This window comes from Acidobacteriota bacterium, assembly GCA_018001935.1.
Classification (GTDB): domain Bacteria; phylum Acidobacteriota; class JAAYUB01; order JAAYUB01; family JAAYUB01; genus JAGNHB01.
The window spans coordinates 120,160-142,093 of sequence record JAGNHB010000007.1 but is presented as its reverse complement, the minus strand read 5'-3'; the positions used below and the strand labels follow the sequence as shown (position 1 = coordinate 142,093).

The following is a 21,934-nucleotide window of genomic DNA, read 5'->3' as shown; positions in this document are numbered from 1 at the left end:
CCACTTTACCGCCGCTTTTGCTCTATCACCCCCCTCGCACAAGAATGCCGGCTGTCTCTGAAACGCTTCAAAACCTCTCACCGCGCCCCTTTTGGCCCTGCTTGTCCTCATGATGCGAAACCGCTGTAGCCCTGCACCCGGCCTTGACTTATGGCCTCACATCGGTTAACGTACATCTTTCGGCGCACACCTGTCCCCACCGGGAGGTCGGCTGCGGGTCCGGAGAGAGGAAGCGATGAGTCACGAAACGATCATGTGGATTGTCTTCACGGTGGTGGTGCTGGGGATGCTGGCCATCGACCTTTTCGTCTCCCACCGGAAACCCCACGCGGTGATGCTCAAGGAATCCCTGATCTGGACCGCCATCTGGATCGCCGTGGCCCTGCTGTTCATGGCGGGCGTGGCCTACGAACTCGGGCGCGTCAAGGCCATGGAGTTCCTGGCGGGCTACCTCATCGAGAAGTCGCTGAGCGTGGACAATCTCTTCGTCTTCCTCCTGATCTTCTCGTACTTCAAGGTGGAGCCCCGCTACCAGCACGAGGTGCTCTTCTGGGGGATCCTCTCGGCGCTCGTCATGCGGGCGGTCTTCATCTGGGCGGGCGTGGCCATCATCCAGAACTTCCACTGGGTCATCTACGTCTTCGGCGGCTTCCTGGTGCTGACGGGGATCAAGATGGCGGTGCACCGGGACACGGAGATCCACCCCGAGAAGAACCTGGTGATCCGGTTCTGCCGCAAGCTCCTCCGGGTCACCCCCGACTACGTGGGGGGGCGGTTTTTCGTGACCCGGGAGGGGAAGTGGTGGGCCACGCCCCTCTTCATCGTCCTGATGGTGGTGGAGACCACCGACATCATCTTCGCCGTGGACTCCATCCCCGCGGTGCTGGCCATCTCCACGGACCCCTTCATCGTCTACTCGTCCAACGTCTTCGCCATCCTGGGCCTCCGCGCCCTCTTCTTCGCCCTGGCGGGGATCATGGAGATCTTCCACTACCTCCACTACGGGTTGGCCGTCATCCTGACCTTCGTGGGCGTGAAGATGATGCTCCCCGAGCCCTACAAGATCCCCATCGAGGCCGCACTGATCACCGTGGGCGCCATCCTGGCCGCCTCGGTGCTGGCCTCCATGATCTGGCCGAAAGCGAAGGGCGAGTCTGAGGCGAAGCCTCGTAAATCCCGGCAGAAAAAGGCGAAAACAACATGAAACGCATCCTCGTGACGGGCGGAGCGGGCTTCATCGGCTCCCACCTGTGCGAACGGCTCCTCCAGCGCGGCGACGAGGTGGTCTGCCTCGACAACTTCTTCACCGGCCGAAAGCGCAACATCGCCCACCTCCTGGGCGACCGGACCTTCGAACTGGTCCGGCACGACATCGTCGAGCCGATCCTTCTGGAGGTGGACCAGGTCTACAACCTGGCGTGCCCCGCCTCGCCGGTGCACTACCAGTTCAACCCGGTCAAGACCGTGAAGACCAACGTCATGGGCACCATCCACATGCTGGGCCTGGCCAAGCGCGTGAAGGCCCGCTTTCTGCAGGCTTCCACCAGCGAGGTTTACGGCGACCCGGCCGTCCACCCCCAGGTGGAATCCTACTGGGGCAACGTCAACCCCATCGGGATCCGGAGCTGCTACGACGAGGGGAAGCGGGTGGCCGAGACCCTCTCCATGGACTACCACCGCCAGAACGGGGTGGACGTGCGGATCGTCCGCATCTTCAACACGTACGGCCCCCGCATGAACCCAGACGACGGCCGCGTGGTGAGCAACCTCATCGTCCAGGCCCTTCGAGGGGAGCCCATGACCCTCTACGGCGACGGGAGCCAGACCCGCTCCTTCTGCTACGTGGACGACCTCGTGGAGGGCCTGATCCGCATGATGGACCTCGAGGGGGACTTCACCGGGCCCGTCAACCTGGGCAACCCCGGCGAGTTCACCATCCGGGAACTGGCGGAGCGGATCCGGGCAATGACGGGGACGGCGTCCACGCTGGAGTTCCACCCCCTGCCGCAGGACGACCCCGTGCGGCGACGCCCGGACATCGGCCTGGCCCGGGCGAGACTCGGGTGGGAACCCGCCGTTCCCCTGGCCGAGGGCCTGGAGCCCACCGTTCGTTACTTCGACAAGCTTCTGAGCGAGGAGGGGACGCGATGAGCCGGGTGCTGGTATCGGGCGGGGCGGGGTACATCGGGAGCCACACCGTGCGCCTTCTCGTGGAGGCGGGGCACGACGTGGCCGTGGCGGACAACCTCTCCACGGGCCACCGGGAGGCTATTCCGGCCGACATTCCCCTGATGGGAATCGACCTTCGGAAACGGGAACCGGTCCGGGAGGCCTTCCGGGTGTTCCAGCCCGAGGCGGTGATCCACTTCGCCTCCCACTGCTACGTGGGGGAGTCGGTGGTCAACCCCCGGAAGTACTTCGAGGACAACCTGGGCGTCGCCCTGAACCTCCTGGGCTGCATGGTGGACGAGGGGTGCCGGAACATCATCTTCTCGTCGTCGGCGGCCACCTACGGCGACCCCGTGCAGGTCCCCATGCCCGAGGAGCACCCCCAGGACCCCGTGAACCCCTACGGTGAGTCCAAGTTCTTCATCGAGCGGATCCTGCGGCGTTACGACGCGGCGTACGGCATCCGGTACGCCGCCTTGCGATACTTCAACGCCGCGGGGGCACACCCCGACGGCACCCTCGGGGAGAGCCACGCCCCGGAGACCCACCTGATCCCCCTCATGGCCCGGGCGGCCCTGGACGACGCCTTCACCCTCACGGTCTACGGCGACGACTACCCCACGCCCGACGGTACCTGCATCCGGGACTACATCCACATCCTCGACCTGGCCGACGCCCACTTGCGGGCCATGGACTGGCTGGCCGCCGAGGACCGCAGCCTCGCCGTGAACCTGGGGACAGGGTCCGGCTTTTCCGTCAAGGAGATGGTGGGGAAACTGGAATCCATCGCGGGACGTCCCGTCAAGCGGGTGACCGGCCCCCGCCGCCCCGGCGACCCGCCGAGCCTGGTGGCGTCCGGCGAGAAGGCCCGCTCGCTCCTGGGTTGGGAGTGCCGGCACTCCTCCATCGAGACGATCCTCGAGACCGCCTGGCGCTGGCACCTCGCCCCGGCTTTCTGACCACTGATTCAAGGGACACTAACCACTAATCTCACTGATCCGCACTAATCCGGAGGGAAGACTGGAGAGGCATTCGGGTGAAGACATGGGTTAGTTCATCTCCTCGCGCTCGATCTTCCCGTCACGGAGGTGGATGACGCGCTGGGCGTGCATGGCCACGTCCTTCTCGTGGGTGACCATGACGATGGTGTTGCCGCGGCGGTGCAGCTCCTTGAACAGGGCCAGGATCTCGTCGCCGGTCCTGGAGTCGAGGTTGCCCGTGGGTTCGTCCGCCAGGAGGATGGAGGGGGCGTTCACCAGGGCCCGGGCGATGGCGACGCGCTGGCGCTGGCCGCCGGAGAGTTCGTTGGGCTTGTGGGTCATCCGGTTGGTCAGGTCCACGCCCTCGAGGGCCTTCTCGGCCATCCGGCGGCGCTCCCGGGAGGGAATCCCGCTGTAGATCAGGGGAAGTTCCACGTTCTGCAGGGCGGTGGAACGGGCCAGCAGGTTGAAGGTCTGGAAGACGAAGCCGATCTCCTTGTTCCGGATGGCCGCCAACTCGTTGTCGTCCATCTGGGACACCAGCTGCCCGTTGATGAAGTAGTCGCCCTGGGTGGGGGTGTCCAGGCAGCCGATCAGGTTCATCAGGGTGGACTTCCCCGAGCCCGAGGGCCCCATGATGGCCACGTACTCGTTCCGGCACACCTCGAAATCCACCCCCTGGAGAGCGTGGATCTCCACGGAACCCATCTGGTAGGTTTTCCAGATCTTCTGGGTCCGGATCACGACGTCCCGTTCGCCCATGGCTACTCCTCCCGGCCGGGCGCCTTGTCGGCCCCCGGCCCTTCGCCGGCTTTCTTCTTGGTGACCTTTTCGCCGTCCTTGAGCGTCCGGAGCGTCTTGAAGGTGCCCACCACGATCTCGTCCCCGGGCTTGACCCCGCCGGTGATCTCGATCTTGGAGGCCCCGGTGATCCCGGTGGTCACGGGGGTGAAGACCACGGTGTCGCCCTTGACCAGGAAGACACCCTGTTTCTCCTTCAGGTTCTCCTTGGGGGCCTTCGGCTGACCCTCCTCCCGGGGTTTCTCCTCCTCCGGTTTCTTGTGGATCACGTTCCCCTGGGCGTCCAGTTCGACTTCCCGGCTGACCAGCGCCTGGAGCGGGACGGCGGGGACGCCCTTCTTGGTCCCCGTGGTGATCTCCACGGTGGTGGAGAGACCCGGCCGGAGATTGGGCGGCGGGTTGTCCAGCTGGACGACGACCTTGAAGTCCTTCGCCTCGGTGCCCCCGCCGATGGTCTGGCCGGCGGTGATGGCGCTGTTCCCGATCTCGGTCACGTGGCCCTTGAGCACCTGGTCGGGAAGGGCGTCGACCTTCACGTCCGCCGGTTGCCCGACGGTCACGTGGATGATGTCCGTCTCGTCCACCTTGACTTCCGCCTCGATGATGGAGAGGTCCGCGATGGTCATGAGGGTGGCCGCGGGGTTGTTCAAGTTCCCGGGGACGGCCCGCTCGCCCTTCTCCACGTTCAGCTTGGTGATGACGCCCGTGAGAGGGGAGAGGAGGATGGTCTTGTTGAGCAAATCCTCGGCCTTGACCAGTTGGGCCTGGTAGAGGTCCACCCGCTTGAGCGCGGCCTTGTGGCCGTTCCGCATCTGCTGGATGCTCAGGTTGGACACCTCGATGCGCGTCCTGAGCTGGTCGATCTGGGCCTTGGCGGAATCGACGCGGCTCTGGGCGACGCGCAGAAGGGCCTCGGCCACGTTGTACTCGTCCTCGGAGATCAGTTTTTCGTGGTAGAGGGTCTTCTTCCGGTCGAAAGTGAGCTTCTCGCGGTTGAGGTTCGCTTCCGCCTGGGCCAGGTCGGCCTCGGCGCTCTTCATGTTCGCCTGGGTGATGGCGACGTTGAGCCTGGCTTCCTCGATCTGTTTTTCGGTCTGGGACGCTTCCTGCTCGGACGCTTCCTTCTGGAACCGGGCGGCCCGGGTCTCCGCTTCCGTCTGGATGGGGTCGATCTTCATCAGGACGTCGTTCTTGTTGACCGTCGCCCCCTCGCTGACGTACAGCGCGGTGATGACCCCGGGGATCTCCGACTGGAGGTTGACGTACTGCTTGGGCTTGATCTCGCCCGAAGCGGTCACCTTGGCCACCAGCTCCGCCTCGACCTTCACGGTGTCCACCTCGACCTGCGGGCCCTGGTTCCCCCGAAGCGCGGACATCACCATCATCAGCAGGACCAGGAACACGATGCTGCCCGTCACGGTCAGCCAGACCCAGCGTTTCTTCTTCTTGTTGGCCATGAAACCTCCGGCATCGATGATCAAATGACCAATACGGAGGCGGGCCGGAAAAAGTTTCATGCAAGGGCGGGTGCGGCCCCGCCGCGCGGCTCCCGTCTACTTCGGCGGAGAGGCCTCCGGCAGGGCGGCGGCGACCTGCACGGACAGGAAACGGAGGACCTTTTCGGGGTCGTGGGCGCCGTCTTTCTCCAGCACCCCGGTGGACTGGGTGCAGAGGGTCCGGCCGTCGCCGTCCAGGACCACCAGGGAGGGGAGCCCGTAGTCCCGGATCCCGAACCGGTTCACGAAGTCCCGGTTCAGGAGCTTCTCCCGGGTCTCCCCCACGTCCACCATCACCAGCACGAAGTGCTTTTTCAGGTAAGCGGAGACCGGCCCGTCCTCCCGGAACAGGGCGTGGAGCTTGTGGCACCACGGGCACCAGTTGGCGCCGAACATCAGGAGGACACGGCGGTCCTCGGCTTTGGCCGTTCGCAGGGCGGCGTCCATCAGGGCTTTCACGTCGGCCTGGGGGTCGTAGATGGGCGGCCGCGGGGGGGGCGCCGCCGACTGGGCGCAGAGGGATGCCCCGGCGAGACCGGTGAGAAGGGCCAGGGCGACGGGGCGTGCGAAGCGGAGAACGTGCATCACGGGGACCTCCTGAATCTTGGGCGGTGCGGCGCCGGCGAGGGACCGGACGAAGCCGCATGTTACCAGATGCGGGGGGAGGTGGGCAAGGGCCGGGGCGTCGCGGTTTTCAGGCGACGGGAAGCGTTTCGGAGGGATCGTCGACGGGGGGAAGCAGGTCCCCGCCGGGCGGCCGGTCCGGCTTGCCGGGCAGGATCGGGCGGGTCGACTCACCCCGCGGGAGTTCGAGGATGAAGGTTGCCCCGTGGCCGGGGACACTTTCCACCAGGATCTGGCCGTTCTGCATCTCCGCGAGGCATTTCGAGATGGAAAGGCCGAGGCCGGTGGAAGGCTCGCCCCCGGTCGGCTGCGCGGAGAGGCGCTGGAACTTCCCGAAGAGGCGCTTGAGGTCCTCCTCCGAGAGGCCGGGCCCCTCGTCCTTCACGGCCACCCTGAGCTTGCCGGTGTTCTCGTCGATCGAAACCTCCACGAGGATGCTCGCCCCCTTGGGGGAGTACTTGACGGCGTTGCTGAGGAGGTTGTCGATGATCTCCCGGGTGCGCTCGGCATCGCACTCGGCGAAGGAGTCGGGACCGGCCTCGAAGGTGATGCGCTGACGCTTCCTGTGGGCCTGCTCCTCCTGGCGCTCCACGCAGATACGGGCCAGTTCGGAGACATCCTGGCGGGTGACGTTGAGAATGAGCTTCCCGGACTCGATCTTGGAGGTGACCAGGAGGTCGTTGATCAGGCTGACCATCGACTTCGAGGCCTGGTAGATCATGTTGATGTAACGCTGGCTCACCGGGTCCTGGGGGATCTTCTCCCGGATCAGTTCGGAGTAGCCCAGGATGGCCTGGAGGGGGTTCTTCAGGTCGTGCGCGGCGATGTTGAGGAGTTCGCCCTTCATCTGGTTCACCTCGACCAGCTCCCGGTTGAGGTGGATCAGGTCGGTGGTGCGGCGCTCCACCATGGCCTCCAGTTCCTTCTGGCGACGGCGGAGGCGGACGAGCCGGAACCGGTGGGCGCAGATGGCGAGGAGGGTGACCCCGGCGGTGCACAGCAGCACGAACCACCCGGTCTGGTGGAAGAAGGGGCGGATGGTGAGTTCGAGGGTGGCGGCCTGGGGGTTCCACAGCCCGTCGTTGTTGCAGGCGATGACCCGGAACACGTACTTCCCCGGCGGCAGGTTGGTGTACGCGGCCGAACGGGCGGAGACCTCCTCGCTCCAGTCGTGGTCGAAGCCTTCGAGCTTGTACTTGAACCGGACGTTCTGGGGGACCAGGAAACTGAGCGCGGTGAAGTGGATGTCGATTTTTTCGGTCCCCGGGTCGAGGGTCAGGGGAGCGGAGACCGGGTAAATCGTCCCCCGGGCCATCAGGCTCTCGATCCGGACGGGGGGGGGGATGGGATTGGTCCGGGTGTTCTCGGGGTCGATGACCACCACGCCGTGCAGCGTCGGGAACCAGAGCCGGCCGTCGAGGCCCCGGTAGCCGGCCGGTTGGGCGGGCCCGCCGCAGGTCAGGGCGACCGTCCCGTCGGCGGTCTCGTAGGTGGTGCACTGCAGCTTGATGAGACGGCCCTCCGCGTAGTCGATCAGGTCCCGCTTGGACACGAAGAAGATCCCTCGGTTGGAGTTCATCCAGATCCGGCCGCGGGAGTCCTCCAGGACCTGGAAGATCTGGTCGGACATCAGCCCGTCCTTCCAGGAGAAGGTCTGGAAACGGCCCTTGTGGAACCGCTTGAGCCCCCCCTCGTTGGTGCCCAGCCACAGGGTGCCCTGGGGGTCGGGGTAGATTGCCCAGATGGCGTTGTGGGCCAGGCCCTGCTTCTCGCCGTAGGTGGTGATCCGGCCCTTGTGGAAGTGCATCAGGGTCCCGTTGTAGGCGCCGACCCAGAGGTCCCCGAGATGGTCGCGGACGATGGTGTAGATGAAATCGTCGGACAGCCCGGTTTTCTCGTTGAGGACGGTGATCTTCCCGTTCTTGAGGATGTTGATCCCCCCGCCGTTGGTGCCGGCCCAGACCGTTCCGTCGGGTTCCACCAGGATGCAGCGGACGATGTCGTTGGAGAGCCCGTTCTTCCGGGAGTACGTGGTGAGGGTCCCCTTGGCGAAGTGGACCAGGCCGCCGCCGTAGGTGCCGAACCAGAACGTCCCGTCCGGCGCCTCGGCGATGGAGACGATCCGGTTGTTGGGCAGGCCCTCCGCCTTTCCGTAGGTCCGGAAAACCTCGTTTTCCATGTGGACGACGCCCCCGCCCATGGTCCCGATCCAGACCCCCCCGCCCCCGTCGGCGAAGACGCTTCGGACCAGGTCGACGGGGAGGCCGTTGCGGGAGCCGTAAACGGAAAAACGGCTGTCCTTGAGGCGGTTGATGCCGTTGTTGTAACTCCCGACCCAGAGGCTGCCCTCCCGATCCTCCAGGAGGGCCCGGATGGAGTCGTCCGCCAGGCCGCGCCGCGAATCGATGAAGGAGAATTCGCCGTTCTTCCAGCAGCTCAGCCCGCCGTCGTCGGTGCCGATCCACATGACGCCGTAACGGTCGCGGTAAACCGTGCGGATGAAGTTGCTCGGCAACCCCGGAGAGGAGATCGGGTTGAAACGGCTCCCGTCCTCCAGGATGGTGAGGCCCTGGGGGGTCCCCACCCACAAACGGTCCGACATGTCGAGGGCCAGGCCGTGAATGGAGTCGGACGGCAGGCCGTCCCGCGACGTGAAAACCCGGAACTTGCCCCGGTCCATCCGGTAGAGGCCGCCGCCGTTGGTCCCGATCCACAGCACACCGTCGGCCGTTTCGCAGAAGCTGGAGACGTGCCCGCTGTAGAACCCCTCCCGCTCGCCGAACTGCTGGAACTGGACCCCTGAGAAGCGGTTCATCCCCCGCGTGGTGCCGATCCAGAGATATCCCTGGCGATCCTCGAAGATGGACAGGATGAACTGGCTGGTCAACCCGTTCTCCTCGGTGAAGAGGGAAAACTTGCCGTCCCGGTAGCGGAGCAGGCCGTTCGGCGTGCCGACCCAGAGGTTCCCGGCCTTGTCGGTGTAGAGCGCCATGATGCCGTTGTTCTTCATTTCCGGCGTGTTGGCCTTGGAAAAGAGGGAGAAGGCGACCCCGTCGAAGCGGACCAGCCCCTCGTAGGTCCCGAACCAGAGGTACCCCTCGTCGGTCTGCGTGATGGAGAGCACCGAGTTGTGGGGGAGCCCCTCCTTCGTGGACCAGTCGTCGATGAGGTACTGGGTGATCCGCTTGCCGGGATCCAGGGCGAGGGCGGGCCCGCAGAAGAGGAGGGCGAGCAGGGCGCCCCGCAGAATGGCGGCGAACCGTCGAGTTTCACGGGGGATACGAGAGTATCGATGCGATCCCGGCCTTCGACGTAACATGCCTAAAGCATACCCGATCTGCAGCGGATTTTCAATCACTTTTCCGTCTGGAGGCCCAGCAGGTCGCAGATGAAGCCGAAGAGCCCGGTGTTGTCGTGGACACCGGCGAAGGACCCGCTGTTGCGTCCCCTCGCGTACAGGGGCACGACCCCCGCGGAGTGCTCCGAGGACCCGTAGGACGCGCCCGAGTACTCGCCCGGGCGGATCCGGCTGGTCTCCCGCCGAAATTCCACCTGGGCGGAGTCTTCGGGATTGCGGACCGTCAGCTCCCCGGTCTCGTGGTCCGCGGTGACCACCACGAGGGTCTCGTCCCACGAACTGTTCTTTTCCACCCACTTCTCCACCACCTTCACCGCGGCTTCAAAGCCCAGCACCTCGTGGATTTCCCGCTTCAGGTTCCCGGCGTGGGCCGCCCAGTCGATGGCGCCCCCCTCGACGAGGAGGACGAACCCGTCCGTGTCCGATTCGAGCAACTGGAGGGCTTTTTCGACCAGGTCCGCCAGTCGGGGCGCGTCCGAGGGGTTTGCCAGGCGGTCGTACTCGTAAGGGAGGGTCACGTCGCCGAAGACGCCGAGCAGGGGGAGCTTTGCGGCCCGTTTCAGATCGCCGGCGTCCCGGGCGAGGTGGTAGCCCGCCTCCTGGGCGAGCTTCTCGAAATCTTTCGGCAGATACTGCATGTCGCCGTTCGCCCCGGCCCCGAGGAAGACCTCGTACCGCGAGGCGAGGAGCTGGCGGTAGATGTCGGGGAACTCCTCGCGGTGGGGCACGTGGGCGAAGGTGGCGGCAGGGGTGGCGTCGGTGATGGGCACGGACGTCACGACGCCGACACTGTAACCCGCCCGGTGCGCCAGTTCGAACAGGGAAGGGATGGGGACGTTCCGGTCGTCGACGCAGAGGGCGCCCCGCCGGTGTTTCTTGCCGGTGTAGAGCGCGCTGGCGGCGGCGGCGGAGTCCGTCACGAGGCTGGAGCCGGCTTGGGTGTAGAGATACCCCGTCACCTTCCACTTCTCGAAGGTCAGGCGATGGTCCTCGTCCGCCGGGTGCATGCCGAAGCGATGGAAGTGCGCGTGGGCCACGGCATCGAACCCCATCCCGTCACCGACCATGAAGATGAAGTTCTTCCGTTCCGCAGCGCCGGCGAAAGAGACGGCCAGGGCCAGGGCGACCAGCAGGCAGGGGAGGGTGACGCGCAGAGCCCCGGGGCCCCGGTCGTCGTTTCGAGGAAGACGGCTCATGTTCACCTCACAGCTGAGAATGGGGATCTGCGGCGCGAAGGGCGTCCGCGAGGGCGTCCCACGCCACTTCCGACTGGGTCCCGTCCGACATGCGCTTGAGGGCGACGACCCCCCGGGCGAGTTCGTTCTCCCCGAGGATGGCGGCAAAGGCGGCCCCCAGGCGGTCGGAAAGGCGCATGTGGCTCTTGAGGCTGCGCGGTTCGAAGTCCAGGGCGACGGTGAAGCCCTGACGGCGCAAGCCCGCCGACAGCTTCAGGGCCTGCTCGAAGGCCGAATCCCCCAGGGGCGCCAGGTAGACCGCGGGGCGGCGGGCGAGTTCCCCCTTGAGCGCCTCCGGCAGGGAGAGGACGAAGCGGTCCAGGCCGAGGGCGAAGCCGAAGCCGTGGGTGGGAGGGCCGTCGAGCTGTTCCACCAGGTTGTCGTAGCGGCCCCCGCCGAGAAGGGAATTCTGCGCCCCCAGGCTCCCGCAGGTGATCTCGAAGGTGGTGCGGACATAGTAGTCGAGGCCGCGGACCATCCGGGGGTTCTCGGTGTACCCCAGCCCCAGGGCGTCGAGGTGCGCCTTGAACCGGACGTGGTGTTCCCGGCAGCCCTCGCAGAGGAAATCCCCGATGCGGGGGAGGCCGTCGACCGGCTCCTGGCACGCGGGGACCTTGCAGTCGAGGACGCGGAGCGGGTTGGTGTCGATGCGGCGGCGACAGTCCTCGCAGAGGCTGCCGGCGACCCTCGACGCCTCCGCTTTCAGCCGCTCGAGGAAGCCGGGCCGGCAGTCCGGGCAGCCGATGGAGTTGACCCAGATGCGGGTGTCGGGAATTCCCAATTCCTGAAGGATGTGGTCGAGCATGTCCAGGGTTTCGGCTTCCACCGCCGGGCTCCGGGAGCCCAGGACCTCCGCCCCGATCTGGTAGAACTGCCGGTAGCGCCCTTTCTGCGGGCGCTCGTACCGGAACATCGGGCCCAGGTAGTAGAGCTTGTGAAGGTGGGCCTCCCGGTCCATGCGGTGCTGGATGTAGGCTCGGGCCACGGAGGCGGTCCCCTCGGGGCGGAGGGTGATGGACAGGCCGTTGCGGTCCTCGAAGGTGTACATCTCTTTCTCGACGATGTCGGTGGCGTCACCGATCCCGCGGGCGAAGAGTTCCGTGACCTCGATGATGGGGAGCCGGATCTCCTCGAAACCGTACCGGTGGAAGGCGCGGGTGCAGGTTTCTTCCACGAAATGCCAGAGCGGGATCTCGGCAGGCAGGATGTCTCGCGTTCCCTTGATGCATGTGATCACGGCGGCCTCCCGGGTTGGCATGGGGGAGCGGCGTCGGCTCCCGAAGCCGCATTGTATGCCGGGACGACGCAAAAGACAAGGCTTTGGGCCGGCGAACGGCGAGCGGCCACCGCCCCGGACCCGCCGACGGGGGGTTGAATGTGCCGTCATCTCTGGTATAATGACCGTTCCGGACGCCCGCCGGCGTGAACGCCCGACCGGGCCCCGAACGAGAGGATGCGAATGAACAAATACCTGACCATGGCCGGTTTCCTCCTGACGATGCTCGCCTGCCCGGGGCCCGGGTGGGCCCCTGCCCAGGACGAGGCGAGGAAGACCCCGGAAGCGACCGGCACGACCCCGGCGGACCCCCGGGGCCAGCCTGCGACACAGCCCGCCCCGAAGGCAGGAAAGGACAAGAACACCCGGAAGAAGCTGAACCCCGAGGAGGACCTCACCAAGCGGTACAAGAAGTGGCTGGAGGAGGACGTCCCCTACATCATCACCGAGGACGAGAAGGACATCTTCCGCAAGCTGACCACCGACGACGAGCGGGACCAGTTCATCGAGCAGTTCTGGCAGCGTCGCAACCCCGACCCGAAATCCTCCCACAACGCCTACAAGGAGGAGTACTACCGCCGCATCGCCTACGCGAACGAGCACTTCTCGGCGGGGATCCCCGGCTGGAAGACCGACCGGGGGATGGTCTACATCAAGTTCGGCCCCCCCACCCACATCGAAGACTACACCTACGGCAGTTCCTACGAGCGGCCGTCCTGGGAGGGGGGCGGGAAGACCAAGCTCTACCCCACCCAGATCTGGGAGTATCGGTACATCCCCGGCGTGGGGCAGGACATCGAGCTCGAATTCGTGGACCTGACCAGCGGGAATCTCTACACCCTCACCGTGGACGCCAACCGCAAGGACCTCCTGCTGCTGTCGGACCCCATGTCCGGCGCCACCGAGAGCGAGATGATGGGCTTCACGGACCGCTTCGCCCGGGTCACGGGGCGGCGCGAGCGGGGCGCCGGGATAGACCCGCACCACAAGCTCCGCGAGAAGGACATGCCCTTCAACAAGTACATGACCCTGGCCAAGGTTTACCAGGCGCCGGAACTCCAGTACAACGACCTGAAATCCATCGTCGGCACCCAGGTCAGCTACGACGACCTCCCCTTCCAGGCCCGCACCGATTACATCAAGATCTCCGAGCAGCAGGTCCTCGTCCCCATCACCGTCCAGATCCACAACAGCGAACTCAAGTTCAAGGACGAGCAATTCTCCTACAAGCGGGCGAAGGTGAACCTGTACGGCATCGTCACGACCCTGAGCGGCCGCTTCGTCCAGGAGTTCGAGGACGACGTGGTGAAGGAGTGCAAGGAAAACGACTACCCGGAGGAGAAGAAAACCTCCTCGCGGTACCAGAAATTCCTCCTCCTCCCCTCGGGGACCTACAAGCTCGGCCTGGTGGTCAAGGACACCCACAGCGGGAAGATCGGCAACACCGAGATCAAGGTGGAGATCCCGGGATTCGACCGCGAGGGGCTGTCGACCTCCTCCCTGATCCTGTCCCGGGACGTCCAGAAGGTGTCGGACCCCGCCAACGACCTGGGGCAGTTCGTGCTCGGCGATCTCAAGGTGGTCCCCGACTTCGAATGCCGGTACACCCGGGCCGAGACGATGTGGATCTACCTGCAGCTCTACAACATGGGGATCGACCAGCAGGCGCTCGAGCCGAGGGTCGACGTGGAGTACGTCTTCGAGAAGGACGGGGCCGTCTTCCTGCGCTACCAGGACTTGCAGGGATCCACCTTCAAGTTCATCGCGGGGGACCGGATCGTCATCGCGGGGAAACTGCCCCTCAAGCGCCTCGAATCCGGAAAGTACCTCGTCCGGGTCATCGTCCGGGACCAGATCTCCGGTTCCTCCATCGAGCGCCTGGGAAGATTCGAAGTCGAGTCCTGAGGAAAGGATGGAAGGAATGACCGACAAACGTAAACGGGAAAGACACGAGACCGTTCACCCCACCCCGACCGGTGAGTCCGGCGGGGGCGAAGCCCGCCGGGTCCCCGTCGAGGGCGGGGAGCCTGAACCGGCCCCCGAGACGGCCGGGGCGGGTTCGACCGAGGCCCCCGCGCCCCCGGAGGACCAACCCGACCTGAAATCCATCTACATCCTGGAGATGGAACGAAAGCTGGCCGCGACGGAGGAACGGGCCCGGGAGATCGAGCGGGAGTACCGCCACGAGGTGTCCCGGATGCGGGAGCGCCTGGACCGCGAACTCGAGCGCCGCGTGGAGGAACACCGGAACCGCATCCTGGTGGAGTTCCTTGAGGTCATGGACAACCTCGAGCTCGCCCTCGAGGCCGCCCGCGGCAAACACGAGGACAGCCCCCTGCTGACGGGCGTCTCCCTCGTTGCGGACATGTTCCTGAAAAAGCTGGAGAACCTCGGGTTGTACGTGTACGCCACCCCCGGGGAGACCTTCGACCCCCGCCTGCACGAGGCCATCCAGGTCCAGACGGTGGATGACCCGGACCAGGTGGGGCGGATCACCTCCGTCTGGCAGCGGGGGTACAAGATCGGCGACCTCGTGGTCCGGCCCGCGCGGGTCTGCGTGGGCGCCCTGGCCCGGCCGGAGTGAAGGCCGGCCGGGACGGCCTCGACCACCCCGGGCGCCCCCGCCGGCGAACCCATGCCCGGAAGCCCTGTCGGAGAACACCCGCAGCGTGAAGATCGGCAATTTCCGAGAAATCCTGGGTGTGGCCTGGCGCGAGCTGAAATCCCACAAGTTTCGCTCCTTCCTCACGGTCCTGGGGGTGACCATCGGGGTCCTGGCGGTGATCTCCATCGCCGCCATCATCCACGGGCTGAACACCAGCGTGATGGACCGCGTGGCGGCGCTGGGCAGCAAGGGGTATTTCGCCACCACCCGGGTGGGTGGGCCCCGTTTCCGCCGCCAGATGGAGGAGGAGCGGCAGCGAAAGGAATTCACGTACGAAGACGTCCTGGCCCTGCGCAGGCACCTCACCCTGACGAAGGTGGTCTCCCCGTTCATGGCCGCCCGCTCGGCCTTCGGCGATCGTTACATCGTCAAGCACCGGGAACAGCGGGCCGAGAACCCCTTCATCCGCGGCGTGGAGGCAAATTTCCCGGAGGCCGTGGGAACGGTCATCGTCAAGGAAGGGCGCTTCTTCACCCCGGTGGAGTCGGACAGGGCCGTCCGCGTGGCGGTCCTGGGCGACGGCATCGCCCGGTCGCTGTTCCCCGTCGAGGACCCCATCGGCCGCGAGATCCGGATCAACGGCATCCCCTTCGGCATCATCGGGGTCCTGGAGCACCAGAAAGGCCTGTTCGGCGGTTTTTCGGAAGACAATTTCGTCCTGGTCCCCTTCGGGACCTTTCACAAGCAGTGGCCCGAGGTGAAGGAGATCACCATCGCCTTCGCCGTGGACGACCCCGGGCGACTCGAGGCGGCCATGAACGAGACCGAGTACGTGCTCCGGAAGGTCCGGAAGCTCCCGCACAGCAAGCCCAACGACTTCGAGATGTTCACGGCCAATTTCCTGGTGGACCTCTGGAACCAGCTCACCTTCGTCCTCTTCGTCATCACCATCGTGGTGGCGTCCATCGGCCTCATGGTGGGGGGGATCGGGGTGATGAACATCATGCTGGTCTCGGTGAAGGAGCGGACCCGGGAAATCGGGGTGCGGATGGCCATGGGGGCCCGGAGACGGGACATCCTTCTCCAGTTCGTGACAGAAGCCGTGACGCTCACCACCGTGGGGGGGGTCGCCGGGATCGCCTGCTCGGCCCTGCTGGTGCTCGGGATCAACCTGGCGGTCCCCGGACTGCCGGCCCGGATATCGACCTTCTGGACTGCCCTCGGGATGGGGGTCTCCGTCCTCGTGGGGCTGACCTTCGGCATCTGGCCCGCCGTGAAGGCCTCGCGGCTCGACCCCATCGAGTGCCTTCACTACGAGTGAGGTCAGAGCTTAAAGCGCGCCACCTCGTCGTCGAGGTCGCGGAGGGCGGACTGCAGGCTCGTCGCCGCCTGGTTCAGCCCCGCTGCCGAGCCGGCGGTGTGCCGGGTCGCGTCGCTCAGGCACCCCACGAGATCCCGGATCTGACGGGCCGATTCCGACTGCGACTGCATCCCTTCGTCCACGGTGACGAAACGGGGCAGCAGGTCCCTGACCTGGGCGAGTATCCGCTCCATCTGCGCACCGAGCCGTTCCACCTCCTCGATCCCGCTCCGGACCATGGCGGCGAAGTTGTCCATGCCGGAGACCCCCGCGCTCACGGCATCCTGCATGTCCGTGATCATCTGCTCGATGTCCTGGGCGGATTCGGCGGTCTGATCGGCCAGCAGGCGGATCTCCCGGGCCACTACGCCGAAACCGAGCCCGGCGTCGCCGGCCTTCTCGGCCTCGATGGCGGCGTTGAGGGAAAGCATGTTGGTCTGGTCGGCGACGCGGGTGATGGCGGTGAGGATTTTCCCGATCTTCGACGTCTTGGTGCGGATGGCGGTCAACCGGGAGGAGATGGTCAGGGCGCCCTCCGAGAGTTCCCGCATCCTCGCTTCCATCGCCTCCAGCCGCTTGCCGCCTTCGTCGGCCAGTTCCACCGTCCCGGCGGCCACGGTGGTCACCTCGCCCATGGTGTGGGCCAGGCGGTCCGACGTCGCGAAGATCTCTTCCACCGCGAGCCGTGTCTGACCGGTGGAGGCGGCCTGTTCGCCCACCGTCGCCTGAAGGGTCACCGCCGCCTCGTCGATCTGGCGGGCGGCGGACCCGACCTGCCGGCCCGCGTTCTGGACCTGGGTCAGGACCTTGTTGAGGCTGGCCGTCATTCCCTGCATGGCCTCGATCAGATGCCCGACCTCCCCGCCGGCCGCGCTGTTCAGGCGGACCGTGAGGTCCCCCGCGGCGATTTGCCGGGCGGTCTCGACGGTGGATTTCAGGGGGCGCGCGATGGAGTTCCCGATGATGTAGAGGCCGAGGAAGGTCAGGAGCACGCCGAGCGCCGAGACGAGGAGGGAACGCCGGAGCGTGGCCAGGACCGGCTCGGTGATTTCCCTCTCGGCCACCCGCATGACCAGGGTCCAGTCGCCGGTCTTTACCGGGCAGCCCGTGTAGAGGTAGGTTTCGCCGTCGGACGGGTCACTGACGGTGTGCACCCCGTTGGACGCGCGGCTGTCGATGCAGCGTCGCAGGATTTCCCGGTACGGCGTCTCGTCGATCTTCCGCGTGTGCAGTTCGGGGTCCGGCGTGGCGGCGATCACGGCCCCCCGCTGGCTGACCAGGAAGAACTCGGCGCTCCGGCAGGGCTTGATCTTGCGGAGGTCCTCCAGGATGAAGTCGAGGGTCCGGTCGACGCCCGTCACACCCTTGAAGCGGCCGTCGATGACGATGGGATAGGTCTGCTCCACCATCAGAACCCCCTCGTAGAGGTAGGGCTCCGTCACCATGGTCAGGTCCTTCGCGCCCGAGAGGAATTTCTCCTTGCAGCCCTGGTAGTACAGGCTGGTCTCCATGTTCACCGGCAGGGCCCACTCGAAGCGCCCGTTGACGTTGTTCAGGACGGCCCCGAACCGTCCCCGGGCGTCGGACCCCGGCTTGCCGGCGTTGGCCTGGTCCTGCCCGTCGGCGTTGGGCTCGTAGATGGTGTAGGCGTCGAAGAAGGCGGCGTTGGCGGACAGGACGTCCCGGACGTAGCCCATGGTCGCCTCCCGTTTCCCGAAGAGCCCGTGGACCTGGGCGAACGCCATGCTCTTCGGCCACGTGACGGCGCTTTGGTTCCCCTTTTCGATCTCGGCGGCCGCCTTGTTGTTGTTGACCTGGATGGTGTGGCGGCTGTCGGTCATCAGGCGTTCGTACATGTCGCCGGTCTGCAGGAAAATGAGAACGGAGAGGGTGAGGAAGGCGATGGACCCCGTGTAGATGAGGATCTTGCCCTTGATGGTGGCGGCGAAGCGAAATCTTCTCATGCACCTCTCCCGCGGCGTGGAGTGAACACCCGGATTGTACGCCGCCGATCTTCGCGGATCAAGTGCAAAGCCGGCGGGGGGAACCCGGCCGCTTCCGGGCGGGGCGGCGGGCCGTGCGCCTGCGCCGCGCGCGAAGAGTCAGAGCCGCGCGCGAAGAGTCAGAGCCGCGCGCGTAAGCAAGCGGTTGCAATTCATGATGACCCCGCAGAAAGTCGCGAGAGGGAGATTTCCCGCGAATAAAACGAAGAGGCGCGAATTTATAACACGAATAATATCTATCAGTTTTTGATTTCTGATTCGCCTTCATTCGCGTGATTCGCGGGCAAAAAAGACTATTTGCGGGGGCGTCGATCTGGGCAGTCCCGCATTTCGGACTCATCAGGGGGAGGGGGCGGCGCCAGGGACGCAGCCGCCAGGTCGGCGGGGGTGTCCACATCCTCGTAAACGCCCGGGTCGTCAACCGCCACCTCGATGACGGGATAGGCGCCGCCGCGCACGAGGTCGCGAAGCGTCCACCCCGGCGGTGCGGCCGTCACCCGGGCCCCCGCGCCGCCGGGGAGGAGGACAGGGTGCCCCCGGCGGCCGTCGCAGCAGGGGACCAGGATGCGGTCCGGGTTCGCGGGGTCGAACGCCCGGACGAGTCGGGCGACGGTGGCCGACCGGATGCCCGGGTGGTCCGCGGGCGACGTGAGGTAGAAGTCGCGAGGGACGGCGGCAGCCGCAAACCCGACCTTCAGCGAGACCGCCATGTCGAGGTGGTGTTCCGGGTTGAACACCGGCCGGGCGGGAAGATCCTCCAGCAGTTTCTCAATTGATTCACGATAATATCCGGTTACAACGATGATTTCCCATTGAAGGCCCTCGGCGTCGTTCCCCAGGCCGTCCCGGAAGGTTTCCACGATCCGCCGGAGGAGCGGGACCCCGCCGACCCGCAGGAGCATCTTGGGCTCGCCCATGCGGGACGACCGACCGGCGGCGGGCAGGATGACGGAATAGGTGGTGCGGGTCATGGGTCCTCTCCGGAAAAGCAGTCGGAGCCGCGACCGTGAGGGAGCGGTCACTTCCTGAAACCCCAAGCGCATGCCGCCTCGCGCCGCGCCGAGGTCCTGGTCGGGTGAACGCCCGTCCCGGCTCCCTCGCCTCAAACATATTCGATTGATCTCGACCCCGATGTGTGGCAAAATACCGCTTTGACGATTCTATTCCTGGAGTTTTCTCATGAAAAAACACCGATTTCCCCTGATGCTGGTGTGCGCCGTGATGCTGTTCGGGACCGTGCTGGCGGATGACGACGACGGCCCCCGGTTCCAGTACGGGTTCAAGTTCGGTCTGGTGCGGAACGGTTTCGAGGCTCTCCCCTCCAGCCCCACCAACCCCTTCTCGGCGGTGAAGGTGGACGGCAAGCTGGGGTTCCTGGGCGGGGCCTTCTACGACATCGCCCTCTTCCGGGGTGGCCAGGACATTTACTTCACCACGGCGGCCGCGTACAAATTTCTGAATTTCAAGGGGGATTTCGCCACCACGGACACGCCGCCCGTCCTGGGCGACTTCCGGGTCTACTTCCACGTCCTGGACCTCCCGGTGGGCGTGAAGGTGGCTTTCAACAAGATGAACGGCCACCCCTACGTGGGCGCCGGCGTCCAGACCGACTTCATCCTGGCCCACAGCCAGTCCACCAACACGACCGGCGTCACCCAGGATTACAACCTCGTCCCCGCCTACAACAGCCGCACGAACGTCGGCTTCTACTTCAACGGCGGTTTCGAGATCCCTTCCTCCTCCTTCATGTACGTGATCGACTTCAAGTACATCTGGTGGGGGCTGGACAATTTCACCGGCGCGGAGACCTTCTACAAGCGCAACAAGGGCGAACTCCAGTTCACCTTCGGCATCAAGATCCACTGAGGACCGCAGCGTCTCCCGCGGGAGACCCGGGGAGGACCGGATGAAAATTTCGACCATCGGCATCATCGGGTGCGGGACGGTGGCACAGGGCGCCGCCCGTGCCATCGCCCAGTCCAAGTTGAAGGTCATTCTGTACGACGATCGCGAGAAGTGGCTCGCCCAGGCCGTGGAGCAGGTGACGCAGGGCCTGGACAAGGACATCCGCCGGTGGGGTATCACCCCCGGCGACAAGAAGGCCATCCTCAAGCGCATCGCCACCACCACCCGGCTCACCGATCTCAAGGCCGCCCAGGTGGTCATCGAGATCCGGGGCCGCCACTTCGACGAGATCCGGGACCAGTTCCTGAAACTGGAGGAAATCTGCTCCGACGAGACGATCCTCCTCATGAACACCACCACCGCCAGCGTCTCCGAGCTCCAGAAGTACCTGAGACGCCCCAAGCGCATGATGGGGGTCCACTTCCTCGTCCCCGTGTCGAAATCCGTGGTGGTGGAGATCATCAAGGGCGAGAAGACTTCCGAGGAGACCTGCGGCACCGTCAAGATCCTCATCGGGACCCTCGGGAAACGGTGTTTCGAAGTGTTCGAGTACCCGGGCTACCTGACGGCCCGCATCATCCTGCCCATGATCAACACCGCCGCCAACGTCCTGATGGAAGGTCTGGCGTCCGCCAAGGAAATCGACGACGCCATCCACCTGGGATTCAACCTGTCACTCGGCCCCCTGGCCATGGCCGACCAGATGGGGATCGACACGGTCCTGGACTCCCTGGACGGGCTGTTCAAGCACCTGGGGGACCCGACGTACCGGGCGTGCCCCCTGCTGCGGCGGATGGTCCGCGAGGGGAAGCTGGGCGTCAAGAGCGGGGAAGGTTTCCACCGGTATGACAGCCAGTACCGGCGGATCGACCTCTGAGGGAGAAGGACCATGATCGTACTGACCCTGAACTGCGGCAGCTCCACCGTGAAGTACAAGCTGTTCGACACCGCTTCCGGGGCGGCCCTCGCCTGGGGCAAGGCGGACCGTATCGGGATGATCGGGGCGGTGTTCGAGCTGGAGCGCCCCGGCGTCCCGAAACTCTCCCGGGAGGACGACCTGTCGGACCACTCGCTGGCGATCGGCGTGGTCCTGCGGATGCTGGGCGCCCCCGAGACCGGCGTCCTCAAGCGGGTCGAGGACATCCAGGCCGTGGGGCACCGCGTGGTCCACGGGGGGGAGAAGTTCACCCACTCCACCCTGATCGACGACGCCGTGATCCAGGTCCTCAAGGACAACATCCAGCTGGCCCCGCTCCACAACCCCCCGAACATCCAGGGCATCGAGGCCTCGCGGGCCATCCTTCCCGGGGTCCCCAACGTGGCCGTCTTCGACACCGCCTTTCACTCCACCATCCCGGAGCACGCGTTCATCTACCCCATCCCGTACCAGCTCTACGAGCAGTACGCCGTCCGCCGCTACGGTTTTCACGGGACCTCCCACTACTACGTTTCCCGACGGGCCTGCGAACTGCTCGGCCGGAAACCGGAGGAGACCAGCCTCATCACCCTTCACCTCGGCAACGGCGCCAGCGCCACCGCCGTCAGGGGCGGGAAGTCGGTGGACACCTCCATGGGCTTCACCCCGCTGGAGGGGCTGGTGATGGGGACCCGCTCGGGGGACATCGACCCCGCCGTCATCCTGCACATCATGGAGCAGGAACAGCTCTCCCTGCTGGAAGCCAACAACCTCCTCAACAAGTTCAGCGGCGTCCTGGGGATCTCGGGGACGTCGTCCGACATGCGCGACCTTGAGGACCTCCACGAGAAGGGGGACCCCCGCGCGACGCTCGCCCTCGAGATCTACGGCTACCGGATCCGGAAGTACATCGGCGCCTACAACGCCGTCCTCGGCGGGACGGACGCCGTGGTCTTCACCGCCGGGGTGGGCGAGAACAGCCCGCTGATCCGGGAGAAGTCCCTCTCGGGCCTGGAGTTCATGGGCATTCACCTGGACCGGGCGAAGAATGGGGAGACCATCCGGGGCAAGGAAGCCGTCATCTCGACACCGGACTCGAAAACCGCCGTCCTGGTGATCCCCACCAACGAGGAACTCGTCATCGCCATGGACACGGTCGAGGTCATCGATCGGAAGCAAAAACCGGAATAGAAAGGCAAGGGAGGT

At 65.7% G+C, this 21,934-nt stretch carries 17 protein-coding genes; 9 read left to right on the top strand and 8 right to left on the bottom strand.

All coding sequences use genetic code 11. From position 1 onward, the window contains the following. The first annotated feature begins 235 nt into the window (after positions 1-235). The 3 genes from KA419_04835 to galE are packed head-to-tail and all read left to right on the top strand — an operon-like array spanning position 236 to position 3,128. Positions 236-1,204, top strand: a complete 969-nt coding sequence (locus KA419_04835; GenBank protein MBP7865255.1) for a TerC family protein — start codon at positions 236-238, stop codon at positions 1,202-1,204. Then, positions 1,201-2,151: an SDR family oxidoreductase gene (locus KA419_04830; protein MBP7865254.1), complete on the top strand. Its 951-nt coding sequence runs from the start codon at positions 1,201-1,203 to the stop codon at positions 2,149-2,151. The genes KA419_04835 and KA419_04830 overlap by 4 nt, the downstream gene beginning before the upstream one ends. Next, a complete protein-coding gene (galE, locus tag KA419_04825) occupies positions 2,148-3,128 on the top strand; it encodes a UDP-glucose 4-epimerase GalE (protein MBP7865253.1) in 981 nt (326 codons plus the stop codon). The genes KA419_04830 and galE overlap by 4 nt, the downstream gene beginning before the upstream one ends. A gap of 90 nt (positions 3,129-3,218) precedes the next feature. Here the strand turns inward: galE and KA419_04820 are convergent, their stop codons facing one another. From KA419_04820 to KA419_04795, 6 genes are all read right to left on the bottom strand, one after another. Beyond that, the gene (locus KA419_04820; protein MBP7865252.1) at positions 3,219-3,893 is read right to left on the bottom strand and encodes an ABC transporter ATP-binding protein; all 675 of its coding nucleotides are present in this window, start codon (positions 3,891-3,893) and stop codon (positions 3,219-3,221) included. A gap of 20 nt (positions 3,894-3,913) precedes the next feature. Next, entirely contained in the window at positions 3,914-5,407 is a 1,494-nt protein-coding gene (locus KA419_04815) for an efflux RND transporter periplasmic adaptor subunit (protein ID MBP7865251.1), read from the bottom strand. Between the two features lie 96 nt (positions 5,408-5,503). Further along, complete coding sequence (locus KA419_04810; GenBank protein MBP7865250.1) at positions 5,504-6,034, bottom strand: thioredoxin family protein; 531 nt, start codon at positions 6,032-6,034, stop codon at positions 5,504-5,506. Between the two features lie 106 nt (positions 6,035-6,140). Next, positions 6,141-9,389 (bottom strand): hypothetical protein, encoded by a 3,249-nt coding sequence (locus tag KA419_04805; GenBank protein ID MBP7865249.1) that lies wholly within the window; start codon positions 9,387-9,389, stop codon positions 6,141-6,143. Between the two features lie 35 nt (positions 9,390-9,424). Beyond that, on the bottom strand, positions 9,425-10,624 hold the full coding sequence (locus KA419_04800; protein MBP7865248.1) for an alkaline phosphatase: 1,200 nt from the start codon (positions 10,622-10,624) through the stop codon (positions 9,425-9,427). A gap of 7 nt (positions 10,625-10,631) precedes the next feature. Then, entirely contained in the window at positions 10,632-11,900 is a 1,269-nt protein-coding gene (locus KA419_04795) for a histidine--tRNA ligase (protein MBP7865247.1), read from the bottom strand. Positions 11,901-12,122: 222 nt separating this feature from the next. Between KA419_04795 and KA419_04790 the strand changes: the two genes are divergently transcribed. The 3 genes from KA419_04790 (at position 12,123) to KA419_04780 (ending at position 15,865) form a co-directional block, all read left to right on the top strand. Next, positions 12,123-13,844 carry a GWxTD domain-containing protein gene (locus KA419_04790; protein ID MBP7865246.1) on the top strand — a complete coding sequence of 574 codons (1,722 nt, stop codon included), beginning with the start codon at positions 12,123-12,125 and terminating at the stop codon, positions 13,842-13,844. 16 nt (positions 13,845-13,860) lie between these two features. Continuing rightward, the gene (gene grpE, locus KA419_04785; GenBank protein ID MBP7865245.1) at positions 13,861-14,523 is read left to right on the top strand and encodes a nucleotide exchange factor GrpE; all 663 of its coding nucleotides are present in this window, start codon (positions 13,861-13,863) and stop codon (positions 14,521-14,523) included. Positions 14,524-14,608: 85 nt separating this feature from the next. Continuing rightward, positions 14,609-15,865, top strand: coding sequence for an ABC transporter permease (locus KA419_04780; protein MBP7865244.1), 1,257 nt, complete (start codon positions 14,609-14,611; stop codon positions 15,863-15,865). Positions 15,866-15,867: 2 nt separating this feature from the next. Here the strand turns inward: KA419_04780 and KA419_04775 are convergent, their stop codons facing one another. After that, a complete protein-coding gene (locus KA419_04775) occupies positions 15,868-17,868 on the bottom strand; it encodes a methyl-accepting chemotaxis protein (GenBank protein ID MBP7865243.1) in 2,001 nt (666 codons plus the stop codon). Positions 17,869-18,200: 332 nt separating this feature from the next. Then, positions 18,201-18,878 carry a nucleotidyltransferase family protein gene (locus KA419_04770; GenBank protein ID MBP7865242.1) on the bottom strand — a complete coding sequence of 226 codons (678 nt, stop codon included), beginning with the start codon at positions 18,876-18,878 and terminating at the stop codon, positions 18,201-18,203. Between the two features lie 208 nt (positions 18,879-19,086). On the opposite strand from KA419_04770, the gene KA419_04765 reads away from it, so the two are divergent. The 3 genes from KA419_04765 to KA419_04755 are packed head-to-tail and all read left to right on the top strand — an operon-like array spanning position 19,087 to position 21,919. Next, on the top strand, positions 19,087-19,773 hold the full coding sequence (locus KA419_04765; GenBank protein MBP7865241.1) for an outer membrane beta-barrel protein: 687 nt from the start codon (positions 19,087-19,089) through the stop codon (positions 19,771-19,773). Between the two features lie 40 nt (positions 19,774-19,813). Then, positions 19,814-20,689, top strand: a complete 876-nt coding sequence (locus tag KA419_04760) for a 3-hydroxybutyryl-CoA dehydrogenase (GenBank protein MBP7865240.1) — start codon at positions 19,814-19,816, stop codon at positions 20,687-20,689. A 12-nt stretch (positions 20,690-20,701) separates the two neighbouring features. Continuing rightward, positions 20,702-21,919 carry an acetate kinase gene (locus KA419_04755; GenBank protein MBP7865239.1) on the top strand — a complete coding sequence of 406 codons (1,218 nt, stop codon included), beginning with the start codon at positions 20,702-20,704 and terminating at the stop codon, positions 21,917-21,919. The last annotated feature ends 15 nt before the right edge of the window (positions 21,920-21,934 follow it).